Source organism: Sphingopyxis sp. OPL5 (assembly GCF_003797775.2).
In the GTDB taxonomy this organism is placed as follows: domain Bacteria; phylum Pseudomonadota; class Alphaproteobacteria; order Sphingomonadales; family Sphingomonadaceae; genus Sphingopyxis.
Genome location: NZ_CP060725.1, coordinates 4,470,495 through 4,496,143, shown reverse-complemented (window position 1 = coordinate 4,496,143; position 25,649 = coordinate 4,470,495). Strand labels below are relative to the sequence as shown.

The 25,649-nt window shown below is 65.7% G+C and carries 28 protein-coding genes and 1 tRNA gene; 14 read left to right on the top strand and 15 right to left on the bottom strand.

Features of this window, described 5'->3' with window-relative positions; translation table 11 throughout:
• Positions 1-36: 36 nt before the first annotated feature.
• The 8 genes from EEB18_RS21695 to EEB18_RS21660 all read right to left on the bottom strand — a co-directional run bounded on the left by EEB18_RS21695 (position 37) and on the right by EEB18_RS21660 (position 5,035).
• On the bottom strand, positions 37-546 hold the full coding sequence (locus EEB18_RS21695) for a topology modulation protein (RefSeq protein WP_262408036.1): 510 nt from the start codon (positions 544-546) through the stop codon (positions 37-39).
• Positions 547-552: 6 nt separating this feature from the next.
• A complete protein-coding gene (pth, locus tag EEB18_RS21690; RefSeq protein WP_187140760.1) occupies positions 553-1,122 on the bottom strand; it encodes an aminoacyl-tRNA hydrolase in 570 nt (189 codons plus the stop codon).
• A gap of 63 nt (positions 1,123-1,185) precedes the next feature.
• Positions 1,186-1,812, bottom strand: coding sequence for a 50S ribosomal protein L25/general stress protein Ctc (locus tag EEB18_RS21685; protein ID WP_187140759.1), 627 nt, complete (start codon positions 1,810-1,812; stop codon positions 1,186-1,188).
• Between the two features lie 110 nt (positions 1,813-1,922).
• The gene (locus EEB18_RS21680) at positions 1,923-2,828 is read right to left on the bottom strand and encodes a TraB/GumN family protein (protein WP_262408035.1); all 906 of its coding nucleotides are present in this window, start codon (positions 2,826-2,828) and stop codon (positions 1,923-1,925) included.
• Positions 2,825-3,781 carry a TraB/GumN family protein gene (locus EEB18_RS21675; RefSeq protein WP_187140758.1) on the bottom strand — a complete coding sequence of 319 codons (957 nt, stop codon included), beginning with the start codon at positions 3,779-3,781 and terminating at the stop codon, positions 2,825-2,827. Before EEB18_RS21675 ends, EEB18_RS21680 begins: the two co-directional genes overlap by 4 nt.
• 64 nt (positions 3,782-3,845) lie before the next feature.
• The gene (locus tag EEB18_RS21670; RefSeq protein WP_156377710.1) at positions 3,846-4,286 is read right to left on the bottom strand and encodes a hypothetical protein; all 441 of its coding nucleotides are present in this window, start codon (positions 4,284-4,286) and stop codon (positions 3,846-3,848) included.
• Positions 4,279-4,491, bottom strand: a complete 213-nt coding sequence (locus EEB18_RS21665; RefSeq protein ID WP_056347971.1) for a helix-turn-helix transcriptional regulator — start codon at positions 4,489-4,491, stop codon at positions 4,279-4,281. The genes EEB18_RS21670 and EEB18_RS21665 overlap by 8 nt, the downstream gene beginning before the upstream one ends.
• A 220-nt stretch (positions 4,492-4,711) precedes the next feature.
• Positions 4,712-5,035, bottom strand: coding sequence for a UrcA family protein (locus tag EEB18_RS21660; protein ID WP_187140757.1), 324 nt, complete (start codon positions 5,033-5,035; stop codon positions 4,712-4,714).
• 234 nt (positions 5,036-5,269) lie between these two features.
• On the opposite strand from EEB18_RS21660, the gene EEB18_RS21655 reads away from it, so the two are divergent.
• The 6 genes from EEB18_RS21655 to EEB18_RS21630 all read left to right on the top strand — a co-directional run bounded on the left by EEB18_RS21655 (position 5,270) and on the right by EEB18_RS21630 (position 12,423).
• Complete coding sequence (locus EEB18_RS21655; RefSeq protein ID WP_187140756.1) at positions 5,270-6,193, top strand: glycine--tRNA ligase subunit alpha; 924 nt, start codon at positions 5,270-5,272, stop codon at positions 6,191-6,193.
• Positions 6,190-8,319, top strand: coding sequence for a glycine--tRNA ligase subunit beta (gene glyS / locus EEB18_RS21650; protein WP_187140755.1), 2,130 nt, complete (start codon positions 6,190-6,192; stop codon positions 8,317-8,319). The genes EEB18_RS21655 and glyS overlap by 4 nt, the downstream gene beginning before the upstream one ends.
• Positions 8,320-8,518: 199 nt before the next feature.
• On the top strand, positions 8,519-11,182 hold the full coding sequence (ppdK, locus tag EEB18_RS21645) for a pyruvate, phosphate dikinase (protein WP_187140754.1): 2,664 nt from the start codon (positions 8,519-8,521) through the stop codon (positions 11,180-11,182).
• 15 nt (positions 11,183-11,197) lie between these two features.
• Entirely contained in the window at positions 11,198-11,773 is a 576-nt protein-coding gene (locus tag EEB18_RS21640) for a DUF1214 domain-containing protein (protein WP_187140753.1), read from the top strand.
• A gap of 1 nt (position 11,774) precedes the next feature.
• Positions 11,775-12,302: a DUF1254 domain-containing protein gene (locus tag EEB18_RS21635; RefSeq protein WP_187140752.1), complete on the top strand. Its 528-nt coding sequence runs from the start codon at positions 11,775-11,777 to the stop codon at positions 12,300-12,302.
• A 44-nt stretch (positions 12,303-12,346) separates the two neighbouring features.
• Positions 12,347-12,423: transfer RNA gene (locus EEB18_RS21630), tRNA-Arg, on the top strand.
• Here EEB18_RS21630 and EEB18_RS21625 read toward each other — a convergent pair.
• The 5 genes from EEB18_RS21625 to EEB18_RS21605 form a co-directional block, all read right to left on the bottom strand.
• Positions 12,379-14,073 (bottom strand): recombinase family protein, encoded by a 1,695-nt coding sequence (locus EEB18_RS21625; RefSeq protein WP_187140770.1) that lies wholly within the window; start codon positions 14,071-14,073, stop codon positions 12,379-12,381. The two genes, EEB18_RS21630 and EEB18_RS21625, sit on opposite strands and share 45 nt — an antisense overlap.
• A complete protein-coding gene (locus EEB18_RS21620) occupies positions 14,073-14,594 on the bottom strand; it encodes a GNAT family N-acetyltransferase (RefSeq protein WP_187140751.1) in 522 nt (173 codons plus the stop codon). The genes EEB18_RS21625 and EEB18_RS21620 overlap by 1 nt, the downstream gene beginning before the upstream one ends.
• A gap of 1 nt (position 14,595) precedes the next feature.
• Positions 14,596-14,946 (bottom strand): DUF1778 domain-containing protein, encoded by a 351-nt coding sequence (locus EEB18_RS21615; RefSeq protein ID WP_262408034.1) that lies wholly within the window; start codon positions 14,944-14,946, stop codon positions 14,596-14,598.
• Between the two features lie 40 nt (positions 14,947-14,986).
• Positions 14,987-15,232 carry a hypothetical protein gene (locus EEB18_RS21610; RefSeq protein ID WP_222943128.1) on the bottom strand — a complete coding sequence of 82 codons (246 nt, stop codon included), beginning with the start codon at positions 15,230-15,232 and terminating at the stop codon, positions 14,987-14,989.
• 285 nt (positions 15,233-15,517) lie between these two features.
• Positions 15,518-16,729, bottom strand: a complete 1,212-nt coding sequence (locus EEB18_RS21605) for an IS256 family transposase (RefSeq protein ID WP_187140750.1) — start codon at positions 16,727-16,729, stop codon at positions 15,518-15,520.
• A 623-nt stretch (positions 16,730-17,352) separates the two neighbouring features.
• Here EEB18_RS21605 and EEB18_RS21600 point away from each other — a divergent pair.
• On the top strand, positions 17,353-19,476 hold the full coding sequence (locus EEB18_RS21600) for a ParB/RepB/Spo0J family partition protein (protein WP_187140749.1): 2,124 nt from the start codon (positions 17,353-17,355) through the stop codon (positions 19,474-19,476).
• A gap of 181 nt (positions 19,477-19,657) precedes the next feature.
• Positions 19,658-20,137, top strand: coding sequence for an SRPBCC domain-containing protein (locus EEB18_RS21595; protein ID WP_187140748.1), 480 nt, complete (start codon positions 19,658-19,660; stop codon positions 20,135-20,137).
• 2 nt (positions 20,138-20,139) lie between these two features.
• Here the strand turns inward: EEB18_RS21595 and EEB18_RS21590 are convergent, their stop codons facing one another.
• Positions 20,140-20,472: a hypothetical protein gene (locus tag EEB18_RS21590; protein ID WP_187140747.1), complete on the bottom strand. Its 333-nt coding sequence runs from the start codon at positions 20,470-20,472 to the stop codon at positions 20,140-20,142.
• Positions 20,473-21,138: 666 nt separating this feature from the next.
• Between EEB18_RS21590 and EEB18_RS21585 the strand changes: the two genes are divergently transcribed.
• The 4 genes from EEB18_RS21585 to EEB18_RS21570 all read left to right on the top strand — a co-directional run bounded on the left by EEB18_RS21585 (position 21,139) and on the right by EEB18_RS21570 (position 23,440).
• The gene (locus EEB18_RS21585; protein ID WP_187140746.1) at positions 21,139-21,441 is read left to right on the top strand and encodes a DUF736 domain-containing protein; all 303 of its coding nucleotides are present in this window, start codon (positions 21,139-21,141) and stop codon (positions 21,439-21,441) included.
• A 66-nt stretch (positions 21,442-21,507) separates the two neighbouring features.
• Positions 21,508-21,903: a hypothetical protein gene (locus tag EEB18_RS21580; RefSeq protein WP_187140745.1), complete on the top strand. Its 396-nt coding sequence runs from the start codon at positions 21,508-21,510 to the stop codon at positions 21,901-21,903.
• A 128-nt stretch (positions 21,904-22,031) separates the two neighbouring features.
• The gene (locus EEB18_RS21575; protein WP_187140744.1) at positions 22,032-22,430 is read left to right on the top strand and encodes a hypothetical protein; all 399 of its coding nucleotides are present in this window, start codon (positions 22,032-22,034) and stop codon (positions 22,428-22,430) included.
• Complete coding sequence (locus EEB18_RS21570) at positions 22,361-23,440, top strand: pyridoxamine 5'-phosphate oxidase family protein (protein WP_222943127.1); 1,080 nt, start codon at positions 22,361-22,363, stop codon at positions 23,438-23,440. Before EEB18_RS21575 ends, EEB18_RS21570 begins: the two co-directional genes overlap by 70 nt.
• Before the next feature lie 21 nt (positions 23,441-23,461).
• Here EEB18_RS21570 and EEB18_RS21565 read toward each other — a convergent pair whose 3' ends face one another.
• Complete coding sequence (locus tag EEB18_RS21565; RefSeq protein ID WP_187140743.1) at positions 23,462-23,764, bottom strand: hypothetical protein; 303 nt, start codon at positions 23,762-23,764, stop codon at positions 23,462-23,464.
• A gap of 345 nt (positions 23,765-24,109) precedes the next feature.
• On the opposite strand from EEB18_RS21565, the gene EEB18_RS21560 reads away from it, so the two are divergent.
• Complete coding sequence (locus EEB18_RS21560) at positions 24,110-24,955, top strand: DUF932 domain-containing protein (protein ID WP_187140742.1); 846 nt, start codon at positions 24,110-24,112, stop codon at positions 24,953-24,955.
• Positions 24,956-25,318: 363 nt separating this feature from the next.
• Complete coding sequence (locus EEB18_RS21555; RefSeq protein WP_187140741.1) at positions 25,319-25,585, top strand: DNA -binding domain-containing protein; 267 nt, start codon at positions 25,319-25,321, stop codon at positions 25,583-25,585.
• Positions 25,586-25,649 lie beyond the last annotated feature (64 nt).

Sequence of the window (25,649 nt, the reverse complement as noted above, 5' to 3'; positions counted from 1 at the left end):
ATCATGCATCAAACCGGTGCGCGCGCCAAATTGCCGTCAATGACGCTTGGGCAACCTCGCCAGCCAATCCTGCAAGGCCTGCGGATTTTTGAGCCGGATCAGTTCGCCCGCGAATCCTTCGAGTGCCGCTTCGGTCCGGGGACGAGGGCCCTGGTTCCAGCGTAGGATATAGGCGAGGAATGCGAGGTCGAACCGCTCGGGGCAGCCTTCGCTCATGTCGGGGCGCGATCGGCCGCGCCATGTCCAGATTCGTTTCAGTGCGCGCCAGAAGCAGAGCCCGATCGGAAAATCGAGATAGACCACGGTGTCGGCGCGCTTGAGCCGCTGCGCCATCGTGCCCCCGTAATTGCCGTCGATCAGCCAGCGCTCGCCGGCGGTGATCGCGGCGAGTTCTTCGATCAGCTCGTCCTTGTCGCCCTCGACCCAGCCCGGATGCCAATGGAGCCGGTCGAGATGATGCACCGGCAGGCTCAGCCGCCGGGCGAGGTCGGTTGACAGCGTCGATTTTCCGGCGCCGCAGGGACCGATGACCAGCACCCGCTCCACGGGGATTCAGTTCTGCAATCGCAGCGCGATATCGCTCACAAAGCGCGCGTCGTTGCCATCCGCCAGCCACGGTGCTTCGGCCGCGATCGCGCCGAGCAGGTCGACCAGCGGCTCCATCTCGCTCTTGTGATAATTGCCCAGCACATGGCCGGTCACGCGGTCCTTGTGTCCCGGATGGCCGATGCCAATGCGCACGCGGCGGAAATCGTCGCCGATATGCTGGATCATGCTGCGGATACCGTTGTGGCCCGCCGCGCCGCCGCCCTGCTTGATCTTGATCTTCATCGGCGCGAGGTCGAGCTCGTCGTAAAAGACGGTGACGTCTTGCGGCGTCAATTTATAGAAATCGAGCGCGGCGCGCACGCTGCGGCCGCTTTCGTTCATGAAGGTGCCGGGTTTCAGCAGCAGGATACGCTGCGATCCGATGCGCCCGTCCTGGATCCAGCCCTGGAATTTCTTGGCCGGGGCAGGAAAGCCATGGACGTCGGCGATGACGTCGGCGGCCATGAAGCCGACATTGTGACGGTGCATCGCATATTGGGGCCCGGGATTGCCGAGGCCGACCCAGAGTTGCATGGCAGTGCCCTTCTCGGGGTCCGGAAGGGGCCGCCTTCGCGAACGAAGGCGGCCCGATCAGATTCAGGCTTCTTCGGCGGTTTCGCCGTCATCCTTGGTCGTGTCGCCGCCGGTCGACTTGAGTGCCGACGGAGCAACGATCGTCGCGATGGTGAAATCGCGGTCGGTGATCGCGCTTTCGCTGCCCTTGGGCAGCTTGACGTGGCTGATGTGGATCGAATCGCCGACGTCGAAGCCGGTGACGTCGATCGAGATGTCGTCGGGGATGTTGGCCGCGTCGCACACCAGCTCCAGCTCGTGACGCACGATGTTCAGCACGCCGCCGCGCTTCAGGCCCGGCGAGGCTTCTTCATTGGCGAAGATCACCGGAACCGCGACATGGACCTTTGCATCCTTGCTGATGCGCAGGAAGTCGGCGTGGATCGGACGATCCTTGACCGGGTGGAAAGCGACGTCCTTCGGCAGGGTGCGAACCTGCTTGCCATCGACCTCGATCATAACGACCGAGTTCATGAAGTGACCCGTCATCAACTGCTTCATCAGCAGCTTTTCTTCGACATGGATCATCAGGGGTTCTTCTTTGCCGCCATAGACAACGGCGGGGACGCGGCCATTACGACGCAGTTCACGCGAGGCTCCCTTGCCTCCGCGATCACGCGTCTCGGCCGACAGCACCAGCTGGTCGCTCATCATTTTTCTCCGAAACAGATTACACAGTTCCGCCACGCCTCCAGGGATGACCATGGTCGGAAGCGGGGGCGCTTAGCGCCCAACCGGCGGAAATGCAAGCGCTGCGGCGCCTATTGCACCCGCGTCACCCGAAAACCCTCGGCCTCCAGCAAGGCGGGCACGCCGTCGGGGCCGACAAGATGCCCGGCGCCGACCGCGACGAGCAGTGTTCCGGGTTTCGTCATCCGCTGCTTCGCCCACAGGCTCCAGCGCCGGTTGCGGTCGGTGATGATCGTGGCGCGCGCGGCGGGTACCGCGTCGACATCCTCGTTGATCATCGCTTCCAGCGCCTTCACGTCGCCGCGCGCCCAGGCGGCGGTCAGCGCCTCGACCGTCGGCACCGCGTCACCGGCTCCAGCAGCGGCTTTGGTGAGCAGGGTCCGCTGCGTGGCGGGATCGAGCGTTTCGAACATCATCAGCTGCGCCCGCGCGCTTTCCAAGCCGCCGATCGGTTTCCCCGCGTCCTTGAATTGTACGGTCAGCCCGGTTTCGACGCCGTTCGACGGCAACAAGGCGGCGTTCTGCGCGACGCGCTGGCCCATCATCACCATCACCGCCCAGTCGTCGAGTGCGTCGCCGCCGAACGGCTGCCCCGCCCCGCTCGCCTCGAGCGTGCGATAGGCGGCGAGCGCCGGCGCGGGCAGGCGCTTGTCCATCGCGAGCGGCGCCTCGCGCGGCGCGAGTCGCTGGAACTCGGCCCCCACCGCCGCCAGCTGGTCGGGCGACAGTTCGAGGATCAGTTCGTCTGCGGATGCGATCGCCTTGCCGACTTCGCCGCCGTCCCATTCGGTTCCGGCGGGCAGGGCGTGCATCGTGCCGAGCAGGAAGATGCGCGTGTCGTCATCCGCGACCAGCCACATCGCGGGTTTGGCCACCTCGGCTTCCGGCGCCGGGCTGCACGCTGCCAGCAGGCACGCGAACAGGGCGACCGCAAAGCGGCGACCCTGTTGGCGGAACAGACTATCCCGGCGGGTCAATATTTGACCCGCTTTGCCGACAGGCCGCGCTTCTTCAAATAATCCTGGACGCTGTTCTTCCCGGCAAGATGTCCTGCCCCGACCGCGACGAACACGGTTCCGGGCTGGGCCATACGTGCCTTGATCTGCTCGGCCCAGCGCGCGTTGCGGTCGTAGAGCAGGACCTTGGCCAGCTCAGGGGTTCCGGCCATGCTCTCGTTCATCAGCACGGCGAGCTTCTTGGGGTCGCCCTTGGCCCATAGCACGACCATCTTGTCGAGCATCGGGCCCAGCTTGTCGAGGTCACGGACGGTCGCGTTGAGGAAGGCGACTTGCTGCGTTTCGGGCAGCGCGTCGAAGAAGCCGAGCTGTTCCTCGAGCGTTTCGAAACCCGCGATCGGTTTGCCCGCAGCCTGCGCCGCCGCGGTGAGCTTCTTTTCGGCGCCCTGTTCGGGGTCATAGCCAAGCTTGGTCAGTGGCAGGACTGACAGCGTCATTGCAGGAAACCAGGGTTCGAAATTGTCGAAGGCATTGGCGGGCAGCCCGAGGCTTGTCATCGCCGCCTGATAGGCCTTGAGTTCCTCGGCGTTGAGGCGCGACGGGATGGTCTTGCCGGTCGTGTCCATCGCGAGCGGTTTCATCACCTTCGCCACCTCGCCCTGGTCCTCTGGCATCACCATTTCGAGGATCAGCTGGTCGGACTTGTCGAACGCGTCCTTCACCGCCTCGTCGAACCAGCCGAGGCCGGGCTTCAGCACATGCACCGACCCGAAGAGATAGATGGTGGTGTCATCGTCCTTGACCACCCACAGCGCGGGATCGGCATCGACCGTCGCGGCGGGAGAAGCGGGGGCGGGGGCGCTGACCGGCGCCGGTTCGGCGGCGCGGGCGACGCTGCCGCCCGGGATTATCGCGCATTGGGCGAAGGGAATGACCGCGCAGGTGGCGGCGAGCGTCTTGAACCATTTCTTCATGGGGAACGAACCTCTCATGGGGCCTTTTGGCCGTCGGATAGGAAAAAGGGGAGAGCGAAAAGCGTCAGCGGAACTTCAGCCACAGGTAAACGACCGCGTTGACGACCATCGACAGGAGGAAGAGCAGCATGGCGTCGGCGGGCGGTGCCAGCCCGGCGCGGTGCAGGACCCACCAGACCGGCGCGGGGAAGATGAAGGCGTACCAGCCCGCAAGCCCCGCCCACAGCCAGGCGCGCTCCTCATGATCGTCGATCGCGCGGTGATAGAGGATCATGCAGACCGCGAGGCCGAGCGTCCAGAACAGCGCGGCGCCGATCGCGAAGCTTTCGCTCAGCGAGCCGGTGCTCGCCATTTCGAGCGCGTTGCGCCCGGCCGGCTGGTCGGCGACGGTCCAGCCGCCGATAATGCCGCCGATCACGCCAGCGGCGCCGAGCGACAGCCAGTATTTCTTGCGCCGCGGCGACATCGGACGCCGGGTCTTGGTGGTCTTGCCGGTGTCAGTCATCGCCATTTCCTTCGGAACCATCGTCAAAAATTTCCTCGATCGGCAGGTCGAACAGCCGGGCGAGCTTGAAGGCGAGCGGCAGCGACGGGTCGTATTTTCCCGTTTCGATCGCATTCACCGCCTGCCGCGACACGTCGAGCCGGTCGGCCAGTTCGGCCTGGCTCCAGTTGCGCATCGCGCGCAGCACTTTGAGTTTGTTGTTCATAGGGGCCTCGCCAGCCTGTTCCTCGATCCGGTCGCGCCGCCATGAAGGACGGCAGGGTCCCGGCCAAGGACAATTTGCGAATTGCGGGCAATGGAGCGCGCGAGCGTTTCGGGCCAAGAGACTGGAGCGCCGGCGCCGTGGCGGGCGCTCCAGCTCAGGTCGCCGACCGACACCGGGGAGCATCGGTCGAAACGAAACCGCGAAACACCGGCCGCCGTCATCAGCGTGCGGCGCGAACCATCAGCAGCGCGAGCTGCGTGCCGCCTTCGGCGCGGGCGATGGCGCGGTCGGCCTGCGGCTTGGCGCTGGCCAAGACGTCAGCAATGCACTGCGACTGGCGGGTCATTTCGGCGACGCCGCGCGCGCCGTTGTTGCAAAGGCTACGTGCCGCGCTCTTCACGCGCGTTTCGAGGCGCTGCTGGCCCCGGCCGGTGGAAAGGTCGAGGTCGGCGATGCGGACTTCGGCGGTGGGCTGCTCGGCGGCGAGCGCGGGGGCGCCGGCGACGGTGAGCGAGAGGGCGAGGATCAGGGTGCGGGTCATCATGTCTATATCTCCTTGGCTTATTAGGTGTTGGTCATGGCCACCTGTCTTTGTGTCAGGTGTTATTGACTATATGTCGCGATTCGCTGACTATGTCAACAAGACCTGACAAAAAGTTTTGTGAGCCTGACAAGGGGCGCTGTTTCGCGAGGGTTCGAAGGGCGCGGAGCCTTGACCCTCGCGCCCCGCTGCGCCAAGGGCGGCGGCAATTGTTGCACCTGCGAAAGATGGCGAAAAATGGCCGACGCGGCGGAAAAGGCCCCCCTCAGCTTTCAGGACATGATCCTGACGCTGCATAATTATTGGGCGGCGCGCGGCTGCGCGATCCTGCAGCCCTATGATATGCGCGTGGGGGCGGGGACCTTTCACCCCGCGACGACGCTGCGCAGCCTTGGTCCAGAGCCGTGGAACGTCGCCTATGTCCAGCCGAGCCGCCGCCCGACCGACGGGCGCTATGGCGAGAACCCGAACCGGCTCCAGCATTATTATCAGTATCAGGTGATCCTGAAGCCGTCGCCCGCCGACCTGCAGGATCAATATCTGGGCAGCCTCGCCGCGATCGGCATCGACCCGCTGCTCCACGACATCCGCTTCGTCGAGGATGATTGGGAATCGCCGACGCTCGGCGCGTGGGGGCTGGGCTGGGAAGTCTGGTGCGACGGGATGGAAGTCACCCAGTTCACCTATTTCCAGCAGATGGGCGGCTTCGACTGCAAGCCCGTCGCGGGCGAGCTCACCTACGGGCTCGAACGCCTCGCCATGTATATCCAGAATGTCGACAATGTGTACGACCTGCGCTTTTCGGACGCGGTCGGCGACGTCGCGGCGGTCAGCTATGGCGACGTCTTCCTCGAGAACGAACGGCAATTCTCGAAATGGAATTTCGAGGTCGCCGATACCGACACGCTCTTCGCGGGATTCAAGGCCGCCGAGGAAGAGTGCAAACGCGCGATCGCGGCGAATGTCCCGCTCGCGGCCTATGACCAGGCGATCGAGGCGAGCCACCTCTTCAACCTCTTGCAGGCGCGCGGCGTGATCAGCGTCCAGGAACGCGCCAATTACATGGCGCGCGTCCGCGACCTTGCGAAGGGCAGCTGCAAGGCGTGGATCGACAGCCAGTCCGAAAACTGGACCGCAAAATATCCGGGGTGGACGCTGTGACCGACTTTCTTCTCGAACTGCGCAGCGAGGAAATCCCGGCGCGAATGCAGGCCGGCGCGCGCGCCGAACTCGAAAAACTGTTTCGCGCTCAGATGGCCGCCGCAGGTCTTGAAACGGGCGATCTCACCATCTGGTCGACCCCGCGCCGCCTCGCGCTGATCGCGCGCGACCTGCCGCAGGCAACTGCCGCCGTCAGCGAGGAACTCAAGGGGCCGCGCAGCAGCGCGCCGCCGCAGGCGCTCGAAGGCTTCCTGCGCAAGACCGGCCTGACGCAGGACCAGCTCGAAGACCGCGACGGCGTGTATTTCGCGGTGATCGACAAGCCCGGCCGCGCGACCGCCGACGTGCTCGCCGATGCGATCCCCGCCATCGTCCGTGCCTTCGCCTGGCCCAAGTCGATGCGCTGGGGCAAGGCGAGCGCGAGCAGCGAAAGCCTGCGCTGGGTGCGCCCGCTGTCGGGCATCGTCGCGATTTTCGGCGAAGCGCTGATTCCGTGTGAAGTTAGCGGGATTTCCGCGAGTTTCGCGACGCGCGGCCACCGTTTCCACTGCCCGGGCGAGATCACGATCGGTTCGGCGTCGGATTATGCCGAAAAGCTGCGCGCCTGCCATGTCATCGTCGACCATGAAGAGCGCCAGGCGATCGTCCGCACCGGTGCGGCGAAGGCTGCTGCCGACGCCGGGCTGACGCTGGTCGAGGACGAGGGGCTGGTGATCGAGAATGCCGGGCTCACCGAATGGCCGGTGCCCTTGCTCGGCCGCTTCGACGAAGCGTTCCTGGAGGTGCCGCCCGAAGTCATCCAGCTGACCGCGCGCGTGAACCAGAAATATTTCGTCGTGAACGATGCGGGCGGCAAGCTCGCGAACGGCTTCGTGTGCACCGCGAATATAGACGCGAAGGACGGTGGCGTGGAGATCGTCGCGGGCAATCGCAAGGTGCTCGCGGCGCGGCTTTCGGATGCGCGTTTCTTCTGGGAACAAGACCAGAAGAAGACGCTCGCGCAGCATGCCGAGAAGCTGGCGAACATCACTTTCCACGAAAAGCTGGGGACGGTCGCCGACAAGGTCGAGCGCGTCGCGAAGCTGGCCGAATGGCTGGCGAGCGAAGGCATTGTCCCGAACTGCGACCCCGCACTCGCGCGGCAGGCGGCCGAACTGGCGAAGGCCGACCTCGTCACCGAAATGGTCGGCGAGTTCCCCGAACTGCAAGGCCTGATGGGCGGCTATTACGCCCGCGCCGAGGGCTTGCCCGATGCCGTCGCCGACGCGATCCGCGACCATTACAAGCCGGTCGGGCAGGGCGATGACGTGCCGACCGCGCCGGTAACGGTGGCTGTGGCGCTGGCGGACAAGCTGGATACTCTGTTCGGGTTCTTTTGTGAGGATATGTTCCCGACCGGGTCGAAAGACCCGTTCGCTCTTAGGCGTGCGGGCATTTCTTCACTGCGTCTGATTTTGCAAAACGGATTGAAGCTGTCGACTGACGCCGCAGCGACGCAATGGCTTGGCCAAAGTGATCCGGTTGCTCCATTGAACGAAAAGCAAATTGCTGATCGCAAAATCCTGACAACGATTCCGGACTTTTTGACGGAGCGTCTGGCGGTTCAATTGCGCGAAACTGGTGTATCGGCAGATGTGGTGCAGGCGTCGCGTGAATGGAATAGTCGAGACGACACGCGGCTTGATCGGACGGAAGCACGTGCCCGGGACTTGCAAGCATTCTTGGCGACCGAGGACGGCACCAACCTGCTCGCGGGCTACAAGCGCGCGGCGAATATCCTGAAGCAGGCGAGCAAAGATACCGTCATCCCAGCGAAAGCTGGGATCGCTGGCGATGGCGAGCCGACGATGGCGGCCCCAGCTTTCGCTGGGGCGACGGAGATGGAAAAGGCGCTGCTCGCCGCGCTCGACGCCGCCGGGCCCACGGCCGCTGCCGCGGTCGCCGAGGAGCGCTTCACCGACGCGATGGCCGCGCTCGCATCACTCCGCGCGCCGATCGATGCCTTTTTCGAGGGCGTGATGGTCAACGACCCCGACGAAGCGGTCCGCGCCTATCGCCTCGGTCTGTTGTCGCGCTTTACCGGCGCGGTGCACGGCGTCGCCGATTTCTCGAAGATCGAGGGCTAGGGCCGGCATAGGAAATCCCGTTCGTGTCGAGCGAAGTCGAGACACCGCGAAGGCACGAACGACCGATGGGCATCTCGACTTCGCTCGATGCGAACGGATTTGAGAAGCCTTGAGAATGACAAAGCAAAACTGATTCGACCAACCGGGACTGCATAACTATCCAGCCGCAACCTCCTCCCCGGGGCAGCAGGAGCATATGATGACGAAGATGGTGCATTTGTTCGGCGGCGCGGCCACCACGGCCGAGCGCTCGAAGGAATTGCTGGGCGGCAAGGGGTCGAACCTCGCCGAAATGGCCTCGATCGGCCTGCCGGTCCCGCCGGGCTTTACGATCACCACCGACGTCTGCACCGCCTATTACGCCAATGGCGAACAATTTCCGGCCGGGCTGGTCGAGGATGTCGCCGCGGGCATCGCGCATATCGAGGGGATCACCGGCAAGAAATTCGGCGATCCAGCCGATCCTCTGCTCGTCTCGGTCCGCTCGGGCGCGCGTGTGTCGATGCCCGGGATGATGGACACGGTCCTCAACCTCGGTCTCAACGACCGCACCGTCGTCGGCCTGTCCGAAGCCTCGGGCGACCCGCGCTTCGCGTGGGACAGCTATCGCCGCTTCGTCCAGATGTACGCCGACGTCGTCATGGGCCTTGACCATGCCGAGTTCGAGGAGGCGCTGGAAATCGCTAAGGAAGACAAAGGCTTCTACCTCGACACCGAAATGTCGGCCGAGGATTGGCAGGCGCTGGTCAAGGAATATCAGGCGATCGTCGAACGCGAGACCGGCGCGCCGTTCCCGCAAGAACCGAACGACCAGCTGTGGGGCGCGGTCGGCGCCGTCTTCGCGAGCTGGGAAAGCGACCGCGCAAAAGTCTATCGCCGCCTGAACTCGATCCCCGCCGAATGGGGCACCGCGGTCAATGTGCAGGCGATGGTGTTCGGCAATATGGGCGACACCTCGGCAACGGGTGTGGCGTTCACGCGCGACCCCGCCACCGGCGAGCGCGCCTGGTACGGCGAATGGCTGATCAACGCGCAGGGCGAGGACGTTGTCGCGGGCATCCGCACGCCGCAATATCTGACGCTCGCCGCGCGCGAGCGGGCGGGCGCCAAGCCGCTGTCGATGGAAGAGGCGATGCCCGAGACCTTCGGCGAGCTCGGCCGCGTCTTCGACACGCTCGAAACCCATTACCGCGACATGCAGGACATCGAGTTCACCGTCGAACGCGGGACGCTTTGGATGCTCCAAACGCGCAGCGGCAAGCGCACCGCCAAGGCGGCGCTCAAAATCGCGGTCGACATGGCGGCCGAGGGGCTGATTTCTGAGGAAGAAGCCGTCGGTCGCGTCGATCCGGGCGCGCTCGACCAGCTCTTGCACCCGACGCTCGACCCGAAGGCCGTGCGCGACGTGCTGACCAAGGGGCTGCCCGCCAGCCCCGGCGCGGCATCGGGCAAGATCATGTTCGACGCCGACAGCGCGGAGAAAGCCGCGGGCATGGGTGAGGCGGTGATCCTCGTCCGCGTCGAAACCAGCCCCGAGGACATCCACGGCATGCACGCCGCCAAGGGCATCCTGACCGCGCGCGGCGGGATGACCAGCCACGCGGCGGTCGTCGCGCGCGGTATGGGCCGCCCCTGCGTCTCTGGCGCGGGCGGGCTGTCGATCGACGGCAACGCGCGGGTGCTGCGCGTCGGCGGGCGCGAACTGCGCGAGGGCGATATCCTGACCCTCGACGGCTCGACCGGCGAGGTGATGGCGGGCGAGGTTCCGACCCTGCTGCCCGAATTGGTCGGCGATTTCGGCACCCTGATGGTGTGGGCCGACAAGGTCCGCCGCATGAAGGTGCGCGCCAATGCCGAAACCCCGCAGGATGCCCAGGTCGCGCGCGATTTCGGCGCCGAGGGCATCGGGCTTTGCCGCACCGAGCATATGTTCTTCGACGCCGCGCGGATCACCGCGGTGCGCGAGATGATCCTTGCCGAGAACGAGGCGGGTCGCCGCACCGCACTCGCGAAACTGCTCCCCGAACAGCGCGCCGACTTCGCCGGGATTTTCCAGGTCATGGCGGGCCTGCCGGTGACCATCCGCCTGCTCGACCCGCCGCTGCACGAATTCCTGCCGACGCGCGAGGAGGATTTCGCCGATGTCGCCGCCGCCGCCGGCGTTGGGATCGAGGCGCTCAAGGCGCGCGCGAACGAGCTCCATGAATTCAACCCGATGCTCGGCCATCGCGGCTGCCGCCTCGGCGTCACCTATCCCGAAATCTACGAGATGCAGGCGCGCGCGATTTTCGAGGCGGCGTGCGACGTCGCCGCCGAAACCGGCGCGGCGCCGATTCCCGAGGTGATGATCCCCTTGGTGGCGACGCGCCGCGAATTCGACCTGATGAAGGCCGTCGTCGACGCGCAGGCGAAGGCTGTGTTCGCCGAAAAGGGGCGCGAGATCGCCTATCTGGTCGGCACGATGATCGAACTGCCGCGCGCCGCACTGATGGCAGGCGAGATCGCCGAGACGGCGGAGTTCTTCAGCTTCGGCACCAACGACCTCACCCAGACGACGATCGGCATCAGCCGCGACGATGCGGGCCGCTTCCTGACCCAATATGTCGACAAGGGCATCTTCCTGACCGACCCGTTCGTCAGCCTCGATGTCGAGGGGGTCGGCCAGCTGATCGAGATCGCGGCCGACCGCGGCCGCAAGACGCGCCCGAACGTCAAGCTCGGCATCTGCGGCGAGCATGGCGGCGACGCACCGAGCATCCATTTCTGCGAAGCGACCGGCCTCGACTATGTCAGCGCCTCGCCTTACCGTGTGCCCATTGCCCGTCTGGCGGCCGCGCAGGCGGCGTTGAAAAAGGGCAAATAGCCGGGAAGGGCGCGCATGAAGAGCTGGCACCGCTATGCGATCACTTTGGTGGGCGGATTGGCGGTGGGGCTTGGCGGCGCCTGGGCGCTCACTAATGGCGGGCTCGGCGACGGCGGGATCCGCAACGGCCCGTGGTCGACCTCGCTCGGTTACGGGACCAAGGCGACCGACCCGCTGACGCGCGCGATGGTCGCGCGCTCGGGGCTGCTCGCGCTGCCCGCGAAGGAAACCGTCTATTGGCTTGCCAAGACCGACGCGGCGGGCGCGCCGCTCGACGGCAATTGCCGCTACAGCCTGTCGGGCAAGCCGCTCGACGCGCGCTGGTGGAGCGTCACCGTCTATGATGCCGAGGGCTATCTGGTCGACAATCCGGGCCGGATCTGGTCGGTCAACGGCGCCAATGTCGCGCTCGATGCCAAGGGCGAATGGAGCGTCAGCATTTCGCCCGACAAGCCGCAGGACGTCGCCTGGCTGCCCGGTATCAAGGGGCAACCTTTCCAGCTGACCCTGCGCATGTACAACCCCGGCCCCGCCTTTCGCGCCGACCCCGTCAAGGCGATGCTTCCGCGCATCGTGAAGGAGGGCTGCTGAAATGCGGAACTGGCTCGGCCCCCTCCTTTTTGGCCTGCTCGTCGCGGCGGCGACGGCATGGGCCGCGATTCTCTACATCCCCTATGGCCTGATGAATGTCGCGATGGACCGGCTGGGGCAGGGCGGGGTGAACACCATGTCCTACAGCAATCTCGCGACGCCCGAACGCCAACCGGTCGTGCGGCCCAGTCCCGACCTTGCCTATTCGAGCTGTCCCTATGATCTGTCGGGCGGACCGGTGGCGATCGACGTCACTCCGGTGGCGGGCCGCTACAGTTCGCTCAGCCTGTTCGACGCGGCGACCGACGTCATCTTTGTCCGCAACGATCTGGAAGCCGGCGGCAAGCCCTATCGAATCATTGTCGCGCGCGAAGGGCAGGCGGTGCCTGTGGGCGCGGAGATCGTGCGCACCGCCCATGACCGGGGCATCGCACTGATCCGCCTGCTGCTCAGGGAGCCGGGCGAAATCGCCGGTCTCGACGCGGCGCGCCACCAGTCGTCCTGCTCCGTGGTCACAAAGCTGAAATAGGGGGTTGCGCCCCCGCACGCTCCCCCTTAAAGGCGCGTCTCCACGCACCCGTAGCTCAGCTGGATAGAGCATCAGACTACGAATCTGAGGGTCGGACGTTCGAATCGTTCCGGGTGCGCCATTTCGGTTCAAAAGACCGAACGCCTAGCACCGCCGCCTCTACGCCAGAGGCGGCGGTGAGGGTCCGCAGCAACTCGCTGCGCTTGCCGAGGATGCGAACCTCGGACTTGCTCACGACCTCGACCCGCTGCGCGACGGCTCTCAGATAGTCCCGAGCGAAAGAACCATCGTCCCGGCGCAGCTTGCGACGGGCGGCCATCGCGAACGCGCGCAGGCTTTCGACGGTGATGGCCGGGCCGATCTTCTCGATATGGGAGACAGCGCGCTCGGCATCGCCCCTGGCCTGGTCACGGATCGCGGTCAGCTCGGCGATGCGGACCTTGAGCGAGGAATCGCCCATATCGACCACGCCATTTTCGATCGCCTCGTAGAGCCGTTTGAGCTTGGCTTCGGCTTCAGTCGCCCGTCGCTCCAGATCGGCGACGTGCTGCCGGCGCTGCCCGACCCACTCGTCGCGCCGCTCAAGCAGCGCATCCATCATCTCCTCCAGCCGCGTCGCATCGAGCAGGCGCGATTCAAGATGTTCGGCGACGGCGGTGTCGAGCTTGTCCATCGGGACGGTGATGCCGGGGCAGCCGGTCTTGCCTTGCCGAGCCTTGGTCGAACAGGTGTAGTAACGATACTCGCGCCCCATGCTGCTCGTGCCCGAGCGCAGCGTCATCGCCCCGCCGCAGCAGGCGCAGAAGCAGATGCCGGTGAGGAGGATCGAACCGCCCACCGCGCGCGGCGGCATCATCTTTGGGCTGCGCGCCTTCAACGAGCGTTGGACCGCCTCCCATTCCGCCCTGGTGATGATCGGTGGCACCTCCATCACCGAATGCTCGGCCTCCGGCTTGGGGCTGCGCGTCTTGTGGTCGCGCGTGTTGAAGCGATGCTCACCGATATAGGTGGTGCGGGTCAGCAGCAGATGCACCGAGGCAATGCCCCAGCGACCGCCGTCGCGGGTGCGGACGCCGTTCTCGTTCAGCCAGGTGGCGATCGACTTGAGTCCCATCGGCCCGTTGTTGTCGATGCCGTTGAGCGCCATGCGGTAGATGCGCCGCACCGTTTCGGCATGGATCGGGTCGATCTCCAGCTTCTTCTTGATCTTCGCCCCCCGGCGCTCCGCTTCGACCACCCGGTAGCCGATCGGAGCGCGGGCGCCGTTCCAGAAGCCCTGCCGCGCGTTCTCGTTCATGGCACGCAGCGTATGCTTGCCGTTTTCCTTCGACTGATACTCGTCGAACAACGTCATGATCTGGCGCATCATCACGCTCATGGGATCGTCGCCCAAATCCTGCGTGATCGAAATCAGCCGCACGCCGTTCTTCGCCAGCTTGCGAATGTAGAACTCGAACTGGAACTGGTCGCGGAAGAAGCGCGAGAAGCTGTGGACGACGATCACGCTGAACGCCGGCGGCTTTTCCATCGCTGCATCTATCATCGCCTGAAAGGCAGGGCGGCGATCGTCGGTCGCGGTGTTGCCTGGCTCGACGAAAACCTCCGCGACATCCCAGCCGCGCGAGAGGCAATAGCTCTCGATCTGGCGGCGTTGGTCGGGAATCGACAGGTCGCTCTCAGCCTGCCGGCCGGTCGAGACGCGCAGATAGAGCGCGGCGCATTGCGCCGGCTGGATCGCGACGGCGTCAGAGAATGCGGCGGTGGCGTTCATCATGGTTCGACCAATCGTTGGATGACGTGCATCGGCAGCACGAGGCGTTGGGAATCGGGCAGGCGCACGAAGCCGTTGCCTTCGTAGAAGGCGGCTGCGCGTTCGTTGATCGCGTCCACGACAAGCATCGACGATCCGACCGAGGATGCGGTGAGCCACGCACGGCGAACGGCATCGGCGACCAGCACCGCGCCGAGCCTTTCACCTTGCCGCGTCTGGGAAACCGCAAGCTGGCCGATCAACGTCGCGGCGACGAGCGGGTAACGCGGAACGTGCCGCCGCGCCGCCGCCGGCACGTCGCCCTGCGCGAGCCCGGTCGAACTCAGCGTGTAATAGCCGAGGACCACCCCGGGATCTGTTCGTTCGGCGAGAACGAACACGCCGGCCGCCTTGCGACGAATATCCTGTCCGGCCTGCGTCCGGAGATAGCGATCGAGACTATCGACGCCGCACGAAAACCCTTTCCGGTCGTGGTGCGATCCCAACGGCTCGATCAGCAAGTCTCCCTGCGGCTGGGCCATATTACGATGCGACCCGGCGCTTGTGCTCGTCCAGCGCGCGGATCAGGCGCTCGCTCGGTTCGGGCGGATTGACGAGCGCATCGAAGAACGCCGTCCGATCGCGGTCCGACAGCACCAGCGTTTCATGGTCGGCGATCATCCGCCGGGCCGTATCCGCTAGCGCGGTCACGCAGAAATCGCTGACCTTGCGACGGCTGAGATGAGCGGCCCGTTCAATCAAATCCTTGGTTTCCTCATCAATGCGGAAACCGAGGCGCTCGACCCGGTTTCCTCGGGGGGATTCCGCTACGGGCAATTTGCGCGGCATGGGAGCAACTCCTGAACGATCCATCACCGCTTCAATGTGCGTCATTCTGACTAACAAATCAACCCCTGAGCAAACCACCACCGGATCAGGGGAGCGGCCCGAACAGCGCGTCCAATTCCTTGCGGAGATGGCCTTCGATCACACGCAGCTCCATGTCGCCGATGGGGACGCGCTCCGGCCAGTTGTCGGTAACGACGATCGGGCTGTCCTTCTCGGGCGGCCGGGAGCCCGATCGGCCGCCGGACGCGGGTTGATAATAGTCGTGCAGGTCATCGAGACCATCCGACCAGCGGCGGGGCGCGCGGAGGCGACGTTTGCGGGAGAGGGCCATGCACCCAAGCTGCCGCGCGTGCCGATGGAATCCAGAGAAATCGCCCTAGTGACAGCGCTCTTGGCAGCGTGGTGCCGGCGGTGCGCTTCGGCGTATGACGGCACAATGCGGAATTGGCGTAGCTGGGCGTAGTAGAGGCGGCGGCAGATAAGTGCAGACGGCGGGAGGCTCTCGTCCATTCTGATGTGGGGATGTCGCGAACCCATGCTGACCCATCGATAGGACAAGGATAGGTCACGTCCGTCAACGTGGTGTAATTTCGGGTGTGGTCCCGGGCCGCATCGATCAGGCGGCTTTGGGTGTAATCTGTAGCGGTGCGACCTCCTCGATCTGGGGTGTGGCGAGTGCGCTCATGCCTTCGAGCTGCATGTAGCGACACTGAAGCTGATATTCGTCGTTCTGCTCGAGAAGCACGGCGCCGATGAGGCGGGTGATACTGTCCTCGTTGGGGAAGATGCCGACGACGTCGGCGCGGCGCTTAACCTCTTTGTTGAGCCGTTCGAGTGGGTTGGTGCTGTGCAGCTTCACCCGGTGCTGCTCGGGGAAGGTCATGTATGCGAGCACGTCCTGCTCGGCGGCGTCCATGCAGGCACCGAGCTTGGGCCATCGGGCGCGGAGCTGGTCGGCGACGTGACGCCAGGTCTGAATAGCGGCGGCATGATCGGGCTGTAGGAAGACCTGCCGGATCGCGGCGGCAACGACAGTGTTCTGGCCTTTCGGCACGTGCGCCAGCGCGTTGCGCATGAAGTGGACGCGGCAGCGCTGCCAGGTGGCGCCGACTACGCGGGTAATGGCGGCCTTCAGGCCCTCGTGGGCGTCGGAGATCACCAGCTTCACGCCTTTGAGGCCGCGCCGGACGAGGTCGCGCAGGAAAGTCGACCAGAAAGGTTCGGCCTCGCTCGGGCCGATATGCAGGCCGATGATCTCTCGCTTGCCCTCAGTGTTGACGGCAACGGCTATTATGGCTGCGACGCTGACGATGCGACCGCCCTCGCGGACCTTGAGATAGGTGGCATCGAGCCAGAGATAGGGCCACTCGCCGATGAGCGGGCGCTTCAGGAAGGCGTTCACCCGCTCGTCGATGTCCTTGCACAGCTTCGACACGCTCGACTTGGAGATGCCCGACATCCCCATCGCCTGGACCAGTTCGTCGACGCGACGCGTGCTGACGCCGGCGATCCACGCCTCCTGGATCACCGACACCAGCGCCTTCTCGGCGGTCTTGCGCGGCTCGAGGAAGCCCGGGAAATAGGCCCCGGTCCGCAGCTTCGGGATCTTCAGGTTGAGCGTCCCGAGCCGGGTATCGAGGGCGCGGTCGCGATAGCCGTTTCGCCAGGTGCTGCGCTCGCCGGATCGTTCGTGCCGGCCGGCACCGATCAAGCCATCCACATCGGCCTCCATGATGATCTGCAACACGCTCTCGGCCACGGTGCGCAGAAAGTCGCCGTCTCCGCTCTTCGCCATCAGCTCGGCAAGGGGTAGTCTGTCATCGGTCATCGGGATCAACTCCTCGGTTGGGGGTGAAGTCGGACAACTCCACCTTACCGATGAGCCCGGTGACCACCACAACGCCGTCGCCGGGGTGGGGCCTCGGCCCCACCCCGGCAACACCGTCAGCTACACCGGGAAATTACACCACGAGCGCGGACGCTAGCACAAGGATAGGCTGTCGCCGAAACGGGCGTAAAGCAAAGAGGAGAACAGATCGAGCAGGTAGGTTGGCGCCTCCCTTCGGGACCGCTGCTCTATCTCCGCTTCGCTCCGACCGAACCCCTGACGGGTTTCGTCCGATGCCGGTGACGATCAGCATGGCGGGGCGGCGTTGCACGCCGATCCGTAAATCCGCCGAGGCGGATTTGCGCTTCCTCGTTTCAACGGAGATCAGGCCAGGGCGTGCGCCGGCCCGATCGCTTTGGCTGGCTGGTCGCTACGCTCCCCTCCCGCGGTGTGGGCGTCGCTTCCCTCTAGGCCCGCCGCGCCGGGCCGCAACGCGCGTGCCGCGCTTACCTCCTCTTCGTTCCGGCCCTGCGGGTGCTGCCCGGCTCCGCCGGCGGGCCTTCCGGTCGCTCTTTCGCCGCCCACCCCGCTCCGGGTGCGTGTGCTTTGAAGGAGTAAGGACAATGAACGCTGTTACCGAAACCGTTGCCGCCGAGCCCGTGTCCGGCGTCGAAATCTTCGTTCCGCTGAACAAGCTGAAGAAGTCCCCGCGCAACGCCCGCAAGGTGCCGCATGGGGAAGCCGCCATCGAGGCGCTGGCCGCGTCGATCCAACACAAGGGAATGATCCAGAACCTTGTCGTGGAACCCGAGGTGAAGGCGGACGGGATGCCGACCGGCTGCTATTTCGTCACCGCTGGCGAAGGCCGCAGGCTGGCGATGCTGCTGCGCGCCAAGCGCAAGCAGATCAAGAAGTCCGAGCCTGTGCGCTGCTGGCTCGATACGGCGAACGATCCGGCCGAGGTGTCGCTGGACGAAAATGTTACGCGCACGGCGATGCACCCCGCCGACCAGTTCGAGCGGTTCCATGAGCTTTCCCGCGACAAGGGATGGGGCGCGGAGGAAATCGGCGCGCGGTTCGGCGTGTCGCCAGAGATCGTCAAGCGGCGGCTCCGGCTGGGCTCGGTCAGCCCGAAACTGATGGACGTCTATCGGGAGGATGGGTTGACGCTCGACCAGTTGGCGGCGTTCGCCATCACCGACGACCATGCCCGGCAGGAGCAGGTTTTCGAGAACCTGTCTTGGAACAAGGAGCCGTGGATCATCCGGCGCGACCTCACGGCGAGCAACGTGCCCGCGAGCGATCGGCGGGCCGTGTTCATCGGCGCGGATGCCTATGTCGAGGCGGGCGGCAACGTCATCCGCGACCTGTTCACCGAGGATGACGGCGGGTTCTTCGAGGATGCGGGCTTGCTCGATACGCTTGTCGTGGAGCGGTTGCGCGAGATCGCCGGGGACGTTCTGGCCGAAGGCTGGAAGTGGGCCGAGGCGAGCATCGACTATCCGCATGGTCATGGGATGCGGCGCACCTATCCGCAGCATGTCGCCCTGTCCGACGAGGACGAGGCACGGCTGGCGCAAGCGGCGGAGGCGCATGACGCCCTGATCGAAGGCTACGACTCCTATGAGGACATGCCCGAGGACGTGGCGGCGAAGGCGGAGGCGTTGAGCGACGAGATCGACGCGATCAGCGCCAAGCGTTCGGGCTACGATCCCGCCGTGGTCGAGCGTGGCGGCGTGTTCGTTTCGCTCGGCTCCAATGGCGAGGTAAAGATCGAGCGCGGCCACGTCCGGGCCGAGGACGAGCCGCAGCCCGAGGCGGAGCCGGAGGACGAAGGCGACGGCACCGACGCGGAGGGCGGCGAAGCCGTGGAGGACGACGAGGACGCGGACGAAGAGGTGGACGAGGCCGACGCGGGCAAGCCCATTTCCGACAGCCTCATTCGTGACCTCACGGCCCACCGGACGCTTGGGCTTCGGCTGGCCTTGGGCGAGCAGCACGACATGGCGATGGTCGCTCTGACCCATGCGCTGGTGCTGGACCTGTTCTATCATGGGTTCGGCAAGTCCTGCCTCACGATTACCGCCAAGAGCGAAGACCTCGCCACCCACGCCGAGGGCATCGGTGACACCAAGGCGGGCGAGGCGCTGGCGGCGCGGCATGACCAATGGGGCGCGCAGCTTCCCGACGAGACGGCGGACCTATGGCCGTTCCTCGTCGCGCTGGACGGCGACAGCCGGACCGCGTTGCTGGCGCATTGCGTGTCGCTCACCGTCAATGCGGTGAAGGTGCCGTGGGAGCGTTTCGCCAGCCGCATCGAGGCGGCGGAAGGACTGGCCGAGGCGGTGGACCTCGACATGACCGCGAAGTGGACCGCGACCGCCCGCAGCTATTTCGGGCGCGTGACCAAGGCTCATATCGCGCAGGCGGTGAGCGAGGCTGTCTCTCCCGAAGCCGCCGAGCGCATCGTTCCGATGAAGAAGGCGGACATGGCCGACGCGGCGGAGCGGCTTGTCGCCGGGACCGGCTGGCTTCCGGCCCTGTTGCGCACCACCGAGGCCGAATCCGAGACGGTGGAGACGGAGAACGTCGCAGCGGACGAGCAGCCGGCGGAAGCGGAGGCCCCCCATACCGAAGCGCAGGACGGCGAGGACGCGATGGCGCAGCCGACCGAGGCCGAGGCGGACCCGAGCGAACCGGAGCCGGAGGACGAGGATCAGCCGCACTATGCGGTCGCCGCCGAATAGGGGGCGGGCCGGGGCCGCGTAAGCGGTCCCGGCCTTTCGTTTTGCTGACTCGATCCGTCGCGGCCGCGCCCCTGCAGGGGCGCGGCCGATTTGTCGTGGAGGGAAAAATCGCGCTCGCCGGGCCACGGCCCGGCTCGCCGTCCTTGTTGGCGTGCGATCGTGCCAACAGTATTGCCCGCGCATGGCGACAGCACCGGATAACCTACGAATCGACACGGCTTCCCGCACCATCCTGGCCGCGCAGCGCGCCATCTTCCGGGCCATGACCGACGCCGAATCGGTGGCCTCCTGGCGGCCCCCCAAGGGAATGCACGCGCGCATCGAGTCGTTCGACCCGCGCACCGGCGGCGGCTATCGCATGGCCTTCATCTACGAAGATCCCGCGCCGGATGTGGTCGGCAAGTCCTCGGCGCGCGAGGATTGGTTCACCGGCCGTTTCGTCGAGCTGCTCCCCTATGATCGGATCGTGGAGGATGTCATGTTCGTCTCGGACGATCCGGCGTTCGCAGGGACAATGCGCGTGACGACGACGCTGACGCCCGTTGCCGACGGCACCCGCGTCACCATCGCCTGCGAGAATGTGCCGCCGGGCATCGGCGCCGAGGATCATCAGGCGGGGATGGCGTCCACGTTGCGCAATCTCGCGGCCTTCATCGAATAGCCTCAGCCGAACAGACCGGGCAGCACCGGCATGGGTTCACCACGCCCGGCGCGCACGGCATTGCCGGCCGCCGCGACCGTCACCCATTCCACCCGCCAGTCGAGGCGCAAAACATCGGCTGCGCCGTCGCGCTGAATCCGTGCGATCCCAGCGCCTTCCTCGCTCACCGCGAAGCGGCAATCGTCATCCTTGCCATAGGCCGCCTCGACCAGCGTGCCATCGGAGAAGCTGAGCCAGCATCGGCCGGTGCCGCCTGTCGGCACCGCCAGGTCCGCTTCGATGTCGCCCGTCACCTTCAGTCTCGCGCGGTCATCGCTGCGGATCATCACGCTCATACGCCGTCCTTCACACTGCCAAATCGGAACGCGGTGATGTGGAACATAATGTGAACATGACGCAAGGGCATTGCGTCCGGCCGTTGACGGGAACGGGCGCACCCGCTGGCTTCCGCAGGGCCTGGCGGGGGAAGAACCGGACGCGGTAAGCCGGAGTCCGCCCGATCGAGACGGATTGAGATCGGCGGGCGAATAGTCGGGAACCCCGAGCGAGACTCCAGACGCATCTTTGGTCTTTCTCGGCGCCGCCGCCGCCCGTCGCCGTCAGGCAGAGGCAAGCGCAGGGCCGAGCTTCATGTCATCCCCTGCACCCCGCTTCGCTCGCCACGTTCACCCGGCAAGGCAGGATCACCGGGACCATAGCAATCGGTAGCGGCGCGCGATTACCATCGACCTTCTGCCAGTCCCGAGATCTTGCCGGGCGGCGCTGCCACACGGCCTCTCCAAAGGCTTGTCTGGCCGAAGGCCGCCTGCCTTCCCGCAACGGCGTCGAACGGCTTTTTTCCGCCGCCGGCGATGCCGGCTTTGCAGCGCGAAGCAAAAAAGCCGTCCGCCGCCGCCTGCCACTTCGTTTCGCCCTTCGGGTGCAGGTCAGTCGTCCCCCGGCCGGTCGACAGCCATCGAGGCCGCGGTGGGCGCGGTCCGAGGCAAGAAAGGACTGACGACATGATCCGCGGCATCTTCACCGCCACCGATCGCGGCTACACCGGCGAAATCCGTGCCTTCGGCACGCGCGAGCAGGTCGAGCTTCGCCAGGTCGAGGGCAAGGACAACGACAAGGCCCCCGACTTCCGCATCCATCCGGCCGACGACGACCGGATCGACTACGGCGCCGCCTGGGCGAAGACCAGCAAGGAGAAGCGTCCTTACGTCTCGTTCAAGCTGACCCTCCTCGGCGGCACGCCCGTCTATCTTCGGATGTTCGAGTCCGAGAAGACCCCCGGCACCTACGAGTTGGTCTCCGACTGACCTTGCCGCGCCCCGCCGTTCGGCGGGGCGCTCCCTCTCCAGCCTTCCGCAGAAGGGACCGACGCCATGCGCAAGCCGCTCGGCCACAATGGCGGGCCGCCGCTCGACACCGATCCGCCGCGCCTTCCCGATGCCGCTTGCTGCGCACGATGCCGCCACTGGCGGGCGCCGAGCGAGCGCGAGGAAAGCGATTATCGCGCCTACCAAATGGGTGTCATCCGTCGTCGTGTCGCTGAGCCGTCCGGCGCCTGCGACCGGGTGATGCTCCGGCCCGGCGGCCCGATCGCGTTCGCTGGCACGAAGGGCCGGAGCCGCTGCTACAATTTCGAGGCGAAGCCAGAACCGGTCTACGAGTCCCGCTACGGCCAGGCGTTCGTCACGATCTACGAGAACGGCCGCGTCGTCTGGCAGGGTCGCAAGGGCGAGGAACCTACCGAATACCGGCAAGGCGAGCTGTTCTGACCCTTCCAGCCGGCGGTGCTGATCGTCGGATGAAACGTGTCGTGCTGTCTTGCCGCCGTCATCTAGTGCGGCTAATTTGAGAACGACTCGCAATAAGCGAAAAGGGGATAGCGCAGAATGGATCGACGATGACCCGCCATTTCACGCCGCCGACCCGGCAAGAGACCGCGCCCACCGCGATCCTGATCGACGCGACCCGCTGCTGGCGGCAGGCGCGCGATGCCGGTCATCCGATCCAGCCCTGTCTCGCCGATGTGCTCGCCGCGCATGACTGCACGATGCTCGCCCCGGTGCTCGACAGCCTCTGCCTGTTCTACGAAGCGGCGCTCGGTCGGCCGCTTGCCGTGGGCAAGGCGTCGACGCTCTCCGAGGACGAGCACCTGTTGCTCGGCCTGCTCGACGGCTCGCCCCCGCGTGCCTGCCTCGACTGCACAGACAGCGCGGCGAGCGCCCTCGATTGCGCGCTCTGCTCGACGCGCATCATGCTCGCGCTGACGCTCGGCGGTCCGGCGCCGACGTTGCAATGAACGGCCCCATCGCCAGCATCGATGCGCTGGAAGGCGTAATCGGCAAGACGCCCGGTGCAATGCACCTCAAGGTCATCGACCATCTCGACGCGGGCGCGCTACGCTGGATCGCGGCGGCCCCGCTGATGTTCGCCGGCTTCGGCAGCGGCGCGGGCATGAGCGTGACGCTCGGCGGCGGCGCCCCCGGCTTTACGGAAGCCGGGACGCGCGAGCTATGTTTGCCGCCCGCCGCGCTCGACGATCCCGCGCTTGCGCGGCCCGGCGAGGCGTTCGGCTCGCTGCTCCTGGTCCCCGGCATTGGCGAAACTCTGCGCGTCAACGGTCGTGTGACCGAGGCCGGCCCGGACGGCATCCGCATCGCCGTCGAGGAATGTTACGGCCATTGCGCAAAGGCGCTGATCCGCTCCGACCTGTGGGCGGCAGCGCCCGTCGCGGACGCACCGGACGATCCGGCGGCCTTCGTCGCCGTCAGCCGTTTCCTCGCGCTGGCGACGTTCGGCGAGGAACGGCGGGCCGACCTCAGCCCCAAGGGCGATCCGGCCGGCTGCATGGCGCGGCTGGACGGCGATACCCTGTGGTTCGCCGACCGGCCCGGCAACAGGCGCGTGGACAGCTTCCGCAACATCCTCACCCAGCCGCGCGTCGCGCTAGTGTTGCTGATCCCCGGCGCGAACCGCGTGGCGATCGTGCGCGGGACCGCGCACCTCACCACCGACGAGGATGCCCGCGCCCGGTTCGAGGTGCAGGGCAAGACCCCGCTGCTGGCGATCGGGATCAAGGTGGAGGCGATCGACCTGCGCGCCAGCCCGGCGCTTGAGCGGGCCGCGCTGTGGCCGGTCAAGCCGGACGCGCACGGCATCGAGCCCGCCAAGCTGTTCGTCGAGCATATCAAGCTCAACCGCAACGCCGGCCTGGCCGGGAAGCTCGCCAGCGCCGCGTTGGCGGTGCCGGGGATGCAGGGCTTGCTCAAGAAGGGCTTGGATAAGGACTATCGCGACAATCTCTATTGATCGGCGCTGGACGCCGCCCGATCAATTCAGCGCGCCGCGTTCGCTGGCCTGTTCGGACCAATGGGCGAGAACATCCTGCGTCAGCGCGCTGGCACACCGATTATGCCGGGCAATGAGTGCATCCAAAGCTGCTCGCTGATCCTCCGTCAGCTTCGCCTTGTAGAGCACGGCCATCATCTTGATGAGGACGAGAGCGGCTTTGGCATATTGCTCGCGGAATCCAGCATCATCCGCAAGATCGTCAAAATCGACTTCTTCCATGCCGGCAAGTGTCTGCCGGGCGTGGTCCAGTCCTTCCTCGATTTGCCTCTGTGTGAGCTTCATCCTGCCGAGTCGCCCGCCAGTTCACCAAATATATCCATACTATAGAGGATCGCGCGTCTCACGAAGAGAAGCGGCCATCCTGGCCGCATCTTGGAATTGCTTTGTTCGTGCGCGCCGGCAGGCCGGCGCGGGGCGCTAAGGGCCAGCCCTCGCGCCGGACAAGGGAAGCTGTCGCCGTCCGGGCCGGTATCCCCAGCCTTCCGCGCCTTCGGCTTGTGCAGGCCGGGTGATTCCCCTCCGGCCCGGCCGCCCTTGTCCGTTGCTACCCCGGTCTCGCCGACGGGCAGGGTTTCAGCGCGGCGCTTCCGCTGCGCGGAAACCCAAGCCCACGGAAGGACAAGACCCATGAGCATCCATCATCTCGCCACCCGCTTCGGCCGCAATGCCCACCAGATCAGTGGGCGCGAGGCGCTCGACAACGAGGCGCTCTATCGCCACGTCCCCTCCATCTTCGCCCGCGAGGCGCACGACAGCCGTTCGGAGCGCTATGTCTATGTCCCCACCATCGACATCGTGGAGGGGCTGCGCCGGGAAGGATGGTTCCCGTTCTTCGCCGTCCAGTCAGTCCCGCGCGACGGGAGCCGCCACGGCCACGCCAAGCACATGCTGCGCCTGCGCCGGGATGACGGCATCGGCAAGCCGGAGGCGGCCGAAGTCATCATCGTGAATAGTCACGACGGAACGAGCGCCTATCAAATGTTCGCCGGGATGCTCCGTTTCGTTTGCACCAATTCCATGATCGCGGGCGAGCGGTTCGAGGAAGTCCGCGTGCCGCACAAGGGCAACATTCAGGACGACATCATCGAAGGCGTTTACACCGTGGCGGAGGACTTCCCCCGGCTGATCGACGCCAGCGAGAGCATGAAGGCGGTTCGGCTTTCCGATGACGAGCAGCGCTTGCTTGGCGAGGTGAGCCTTGTCGCCCGCTACGGTGAGGAGGAAAGCCCGCTTCGCCCTGACCAGATCATCGAGCCGCGCCGCCGCGAGGACTTGGACCGCAGCTTGTGGACCACGTTCAACGTCATTCAGGAGAATGTCATTCGTGGCGGACTGCATGGCCGCAGGCAGAACGCCGAAGGCCGTATCCGCCGTAGCAGGTCGCGACCGATCAACGGCATCGACCAGAATGTCACCCTCAACCGCGCGCTCTGGACGCTGGCCGAGGGGATGCAGCGTCTCAAGGCGGGCTGATTATCATGCCGTAGGGCCGGGCCGTCCGGCTCTACGGCATCCCCTTCTCCGCAAGATTGCCGCCGCCGATCCGGCTTCCCCGGATCGGCGGCGGTCGCGCGTCCCAAAGGTCCGCGCGACCGCGATGGGCGGGGAGCCTGTGACGTATACAACAGGTTCTCCGAACTAAAGGTCACAGGAACTGACTAAACGCGGTTTACCACTCCCCGATCAGGGTCAGGAACGATGTTTGCGGGGGCGCACCGCAGACGCAGCCTTCGGGCTGCACCGTGATGCCGAATCCGCGTCCAGTGAGGCGGATTTGCGGGCACGGACAGAGGCCCTGGGTGACGCGGTTTGAAAGGCAACTATCGGAGATCATCCGTGACGGCCGGCAGGAAATTCGAGGATCGCCCTCCCGACAAGCCGCATCTCACCGGCTATGACGAGGCGCATTTGTCCGATTATCTCCGTCTGCTCGATGCCGATGCCGAAGGTGCGGACTGGCGAGAAGCGGTCGCGGTCATCTTCGGAATCGATCCCACTTGCGAGCCGGAGCGGGCGCAGGTCGTGCATGACACCCATCTGGCCCGCGCCCGCTGGATGACCGAAGTCGGCTACGCTTGGTTACTGGGACCGCGCCTCCAATAATGGTCCAAAATGAACCATAAATAGACGTGCAGTCGTTCGCCAATTAATTCTTGGATCATTCTAA

What these genes read in the sequence shown, in the direction of transcription:
- EEB18_RS21580 (WP_187140745.1), top strand. Translation starts at nt 21,508, where the DNA reads ATGCGCAAGCCGCTCGGCCACAATGGCGGGCCGCCGCTCGACACCGAT.
- pth (WP_187140760.1), bottom strand. Translation starts at nt 1,122, where the DNA reads ATGCAACTCTGGGTCGGCCTCGGCAATCCCGGGCCCCAATATGCGATG.
- EEB18_RS21590 (WP_187140747.1), bottom strand. Translation starts at nt 20,472, where the DNA reads ATGAGCGTGATGATCCGCAGCGATGACCGCGCGAGACTGAAGGTGACG.
- EEB18_RS21620 (WP_187140751.1), bottom strand. Translation starts at nt 14,594, where the DNA reads ATGGCCCAGCCGCAGGGAGACTTGCTGATCGAGCCGTTGGGATCGCAC.
- EEB18_RS21595 (WP_187140748.1), top strand. Translation starts at nt 19,658, where the DNA reads ATGGCGACAGCACCGGATAACCTACGAATCGACACGGCTTCCCGCACC.
- EEB18_RS21640 (WP_187140753.1), top strand. Translation starts at nt 11,198, where the DNA reads ATGAAGAGCTGGCACCGCTATGCGATCACTTTGGTGGGCGGATTGGCG.
- EEB18_RS21625 (WP_187140770.1), bottom strand. Translation starts at nt 14,073, where the DNA reads ATGAACGCCACCGCCGCATTCTCTGACGCCGTCGCGATCCAGCCGGCG.
- EEB18_RS21565 (WP_187140743.1), bottom strand. Translation starts at nt 23,764, where the DNA reads ATGAAGCTCACACAGAGGCAAATCGAGGAAGGACTGGACCACGCCCGG.
- EEB18_RS21670 (WP_156377710.1), bottom strand. Translation starts at nt 4,286, where the DNA reads ATGACTGACACCGGCAAGACCACCAAGACCCGGCGTCCGATGTCGCCG.
- EEB18_RS21560 (WP_187140742.1), top strand. Translation starts at nt 24,110, where the DNA reads ATGAGCATCCATCATCTCGCCACCCGCTTCGGCCGCAATGCCCACCAG.
- EEB18_RS21575 (WP_187140744.1), top strand. Translation starts at nt 22,032, where the DNA reads ATGACCCGCCATTTCACGCCGCCGACCCGGCAAGAGACCGCGCCCACC.
- EEB18_RS21635 (WP_187140752.1), top strand. Translation starts at nt 11,775, where the DNA reads ATGCGGAACTGGCTCGGCCCCCTCCTTTTTGGCCTGCTCGTCGCGGCG.
- EEB18_RS21585 (WP_187140746.1), top strand. Translation starts at nt 21,139, where the DNA reads ATGATCCGCGGCATCTTCACCGCCACCGATCGCGGCTACACCGGCGAA.
- EEB18_RS21600 (WP_187140749.1), top strand. Translation starts at nt 17,353, where the DNA reads ATGAACGCTGTTACCGAAACCGTTGCCGCCGAGCCCGTGTCCGGCGTC.
- EEB18_RS21610 (WP_222943128.1), bottom strand. Translation starts at nt 15,232, where the DNA reads ATGGCCCTCTCCCGCAAACGTCGCCTCCGCGCGCCCCGCCGCTGGTCG.
- ppdK (WP_187140754.1), top strand. Translation starts at nt 8,519, where the DNA reads ATGACGAAGATGGTGCATTTGTTCGGCGGCGCGGCCACCACGGCCGAG.
- EEB18_RS21615 (WP_262408034.1), bottom strand. Translation starts at nt 14,946, where the DNA reads ATGACGCACATTGAAGCGGTGATGGATCGTTCAGGAGTTGCTCCCATG.
- EEB18_RS21665 (WP_056347971.1), bottom strand. Translation starts at nt 4,491, where the DNA reads ATGAACAACAAACTCAAAGTGCTGCGCGCGATGCGCAACTGGAGCCAG.
- EEB18_RS21605 (WP_187140750.1), bottom strand. Translation starts at nt 16,729, where the DNA reads ATGACCGATGACAGACTACCCCTTGCCGAGCTGATGGCGAAGAGCGGA.
- EEB18_RS21660 (WP_187140757.1), bottom strand. Translation starts at nt 5,035, where the DNA reads ATGATGACCCGCACCCTGATCCTCGCCCTCTCGCTCACCGTCGCCGGC.
- EEB18_RS21655 (WP_187140756.1), top strand. Translation starts at nt 5,270, where the DNA reads ATGGCCGACGCGGCGGAAAAGGCCCCCCTCAGCTTTCAGGACATGATC.
- EEB18_RS21675 (WP_187140758.1), bottom strand. Translation starts at nt 3,781, where the DNA reads ATGAAGAAATGGTTCAAGACGCTCGCCGCCACCTGCGCGGTCATTCCC.
- EEB18_RS21685 (WP_187140759.1), bottom strand. Translation starts at nt 1,812, where the DNA reads ATGAGCGACCAGCTGGTGCTGTCGGCCGAGACGCGTGATCGCGGAGGC.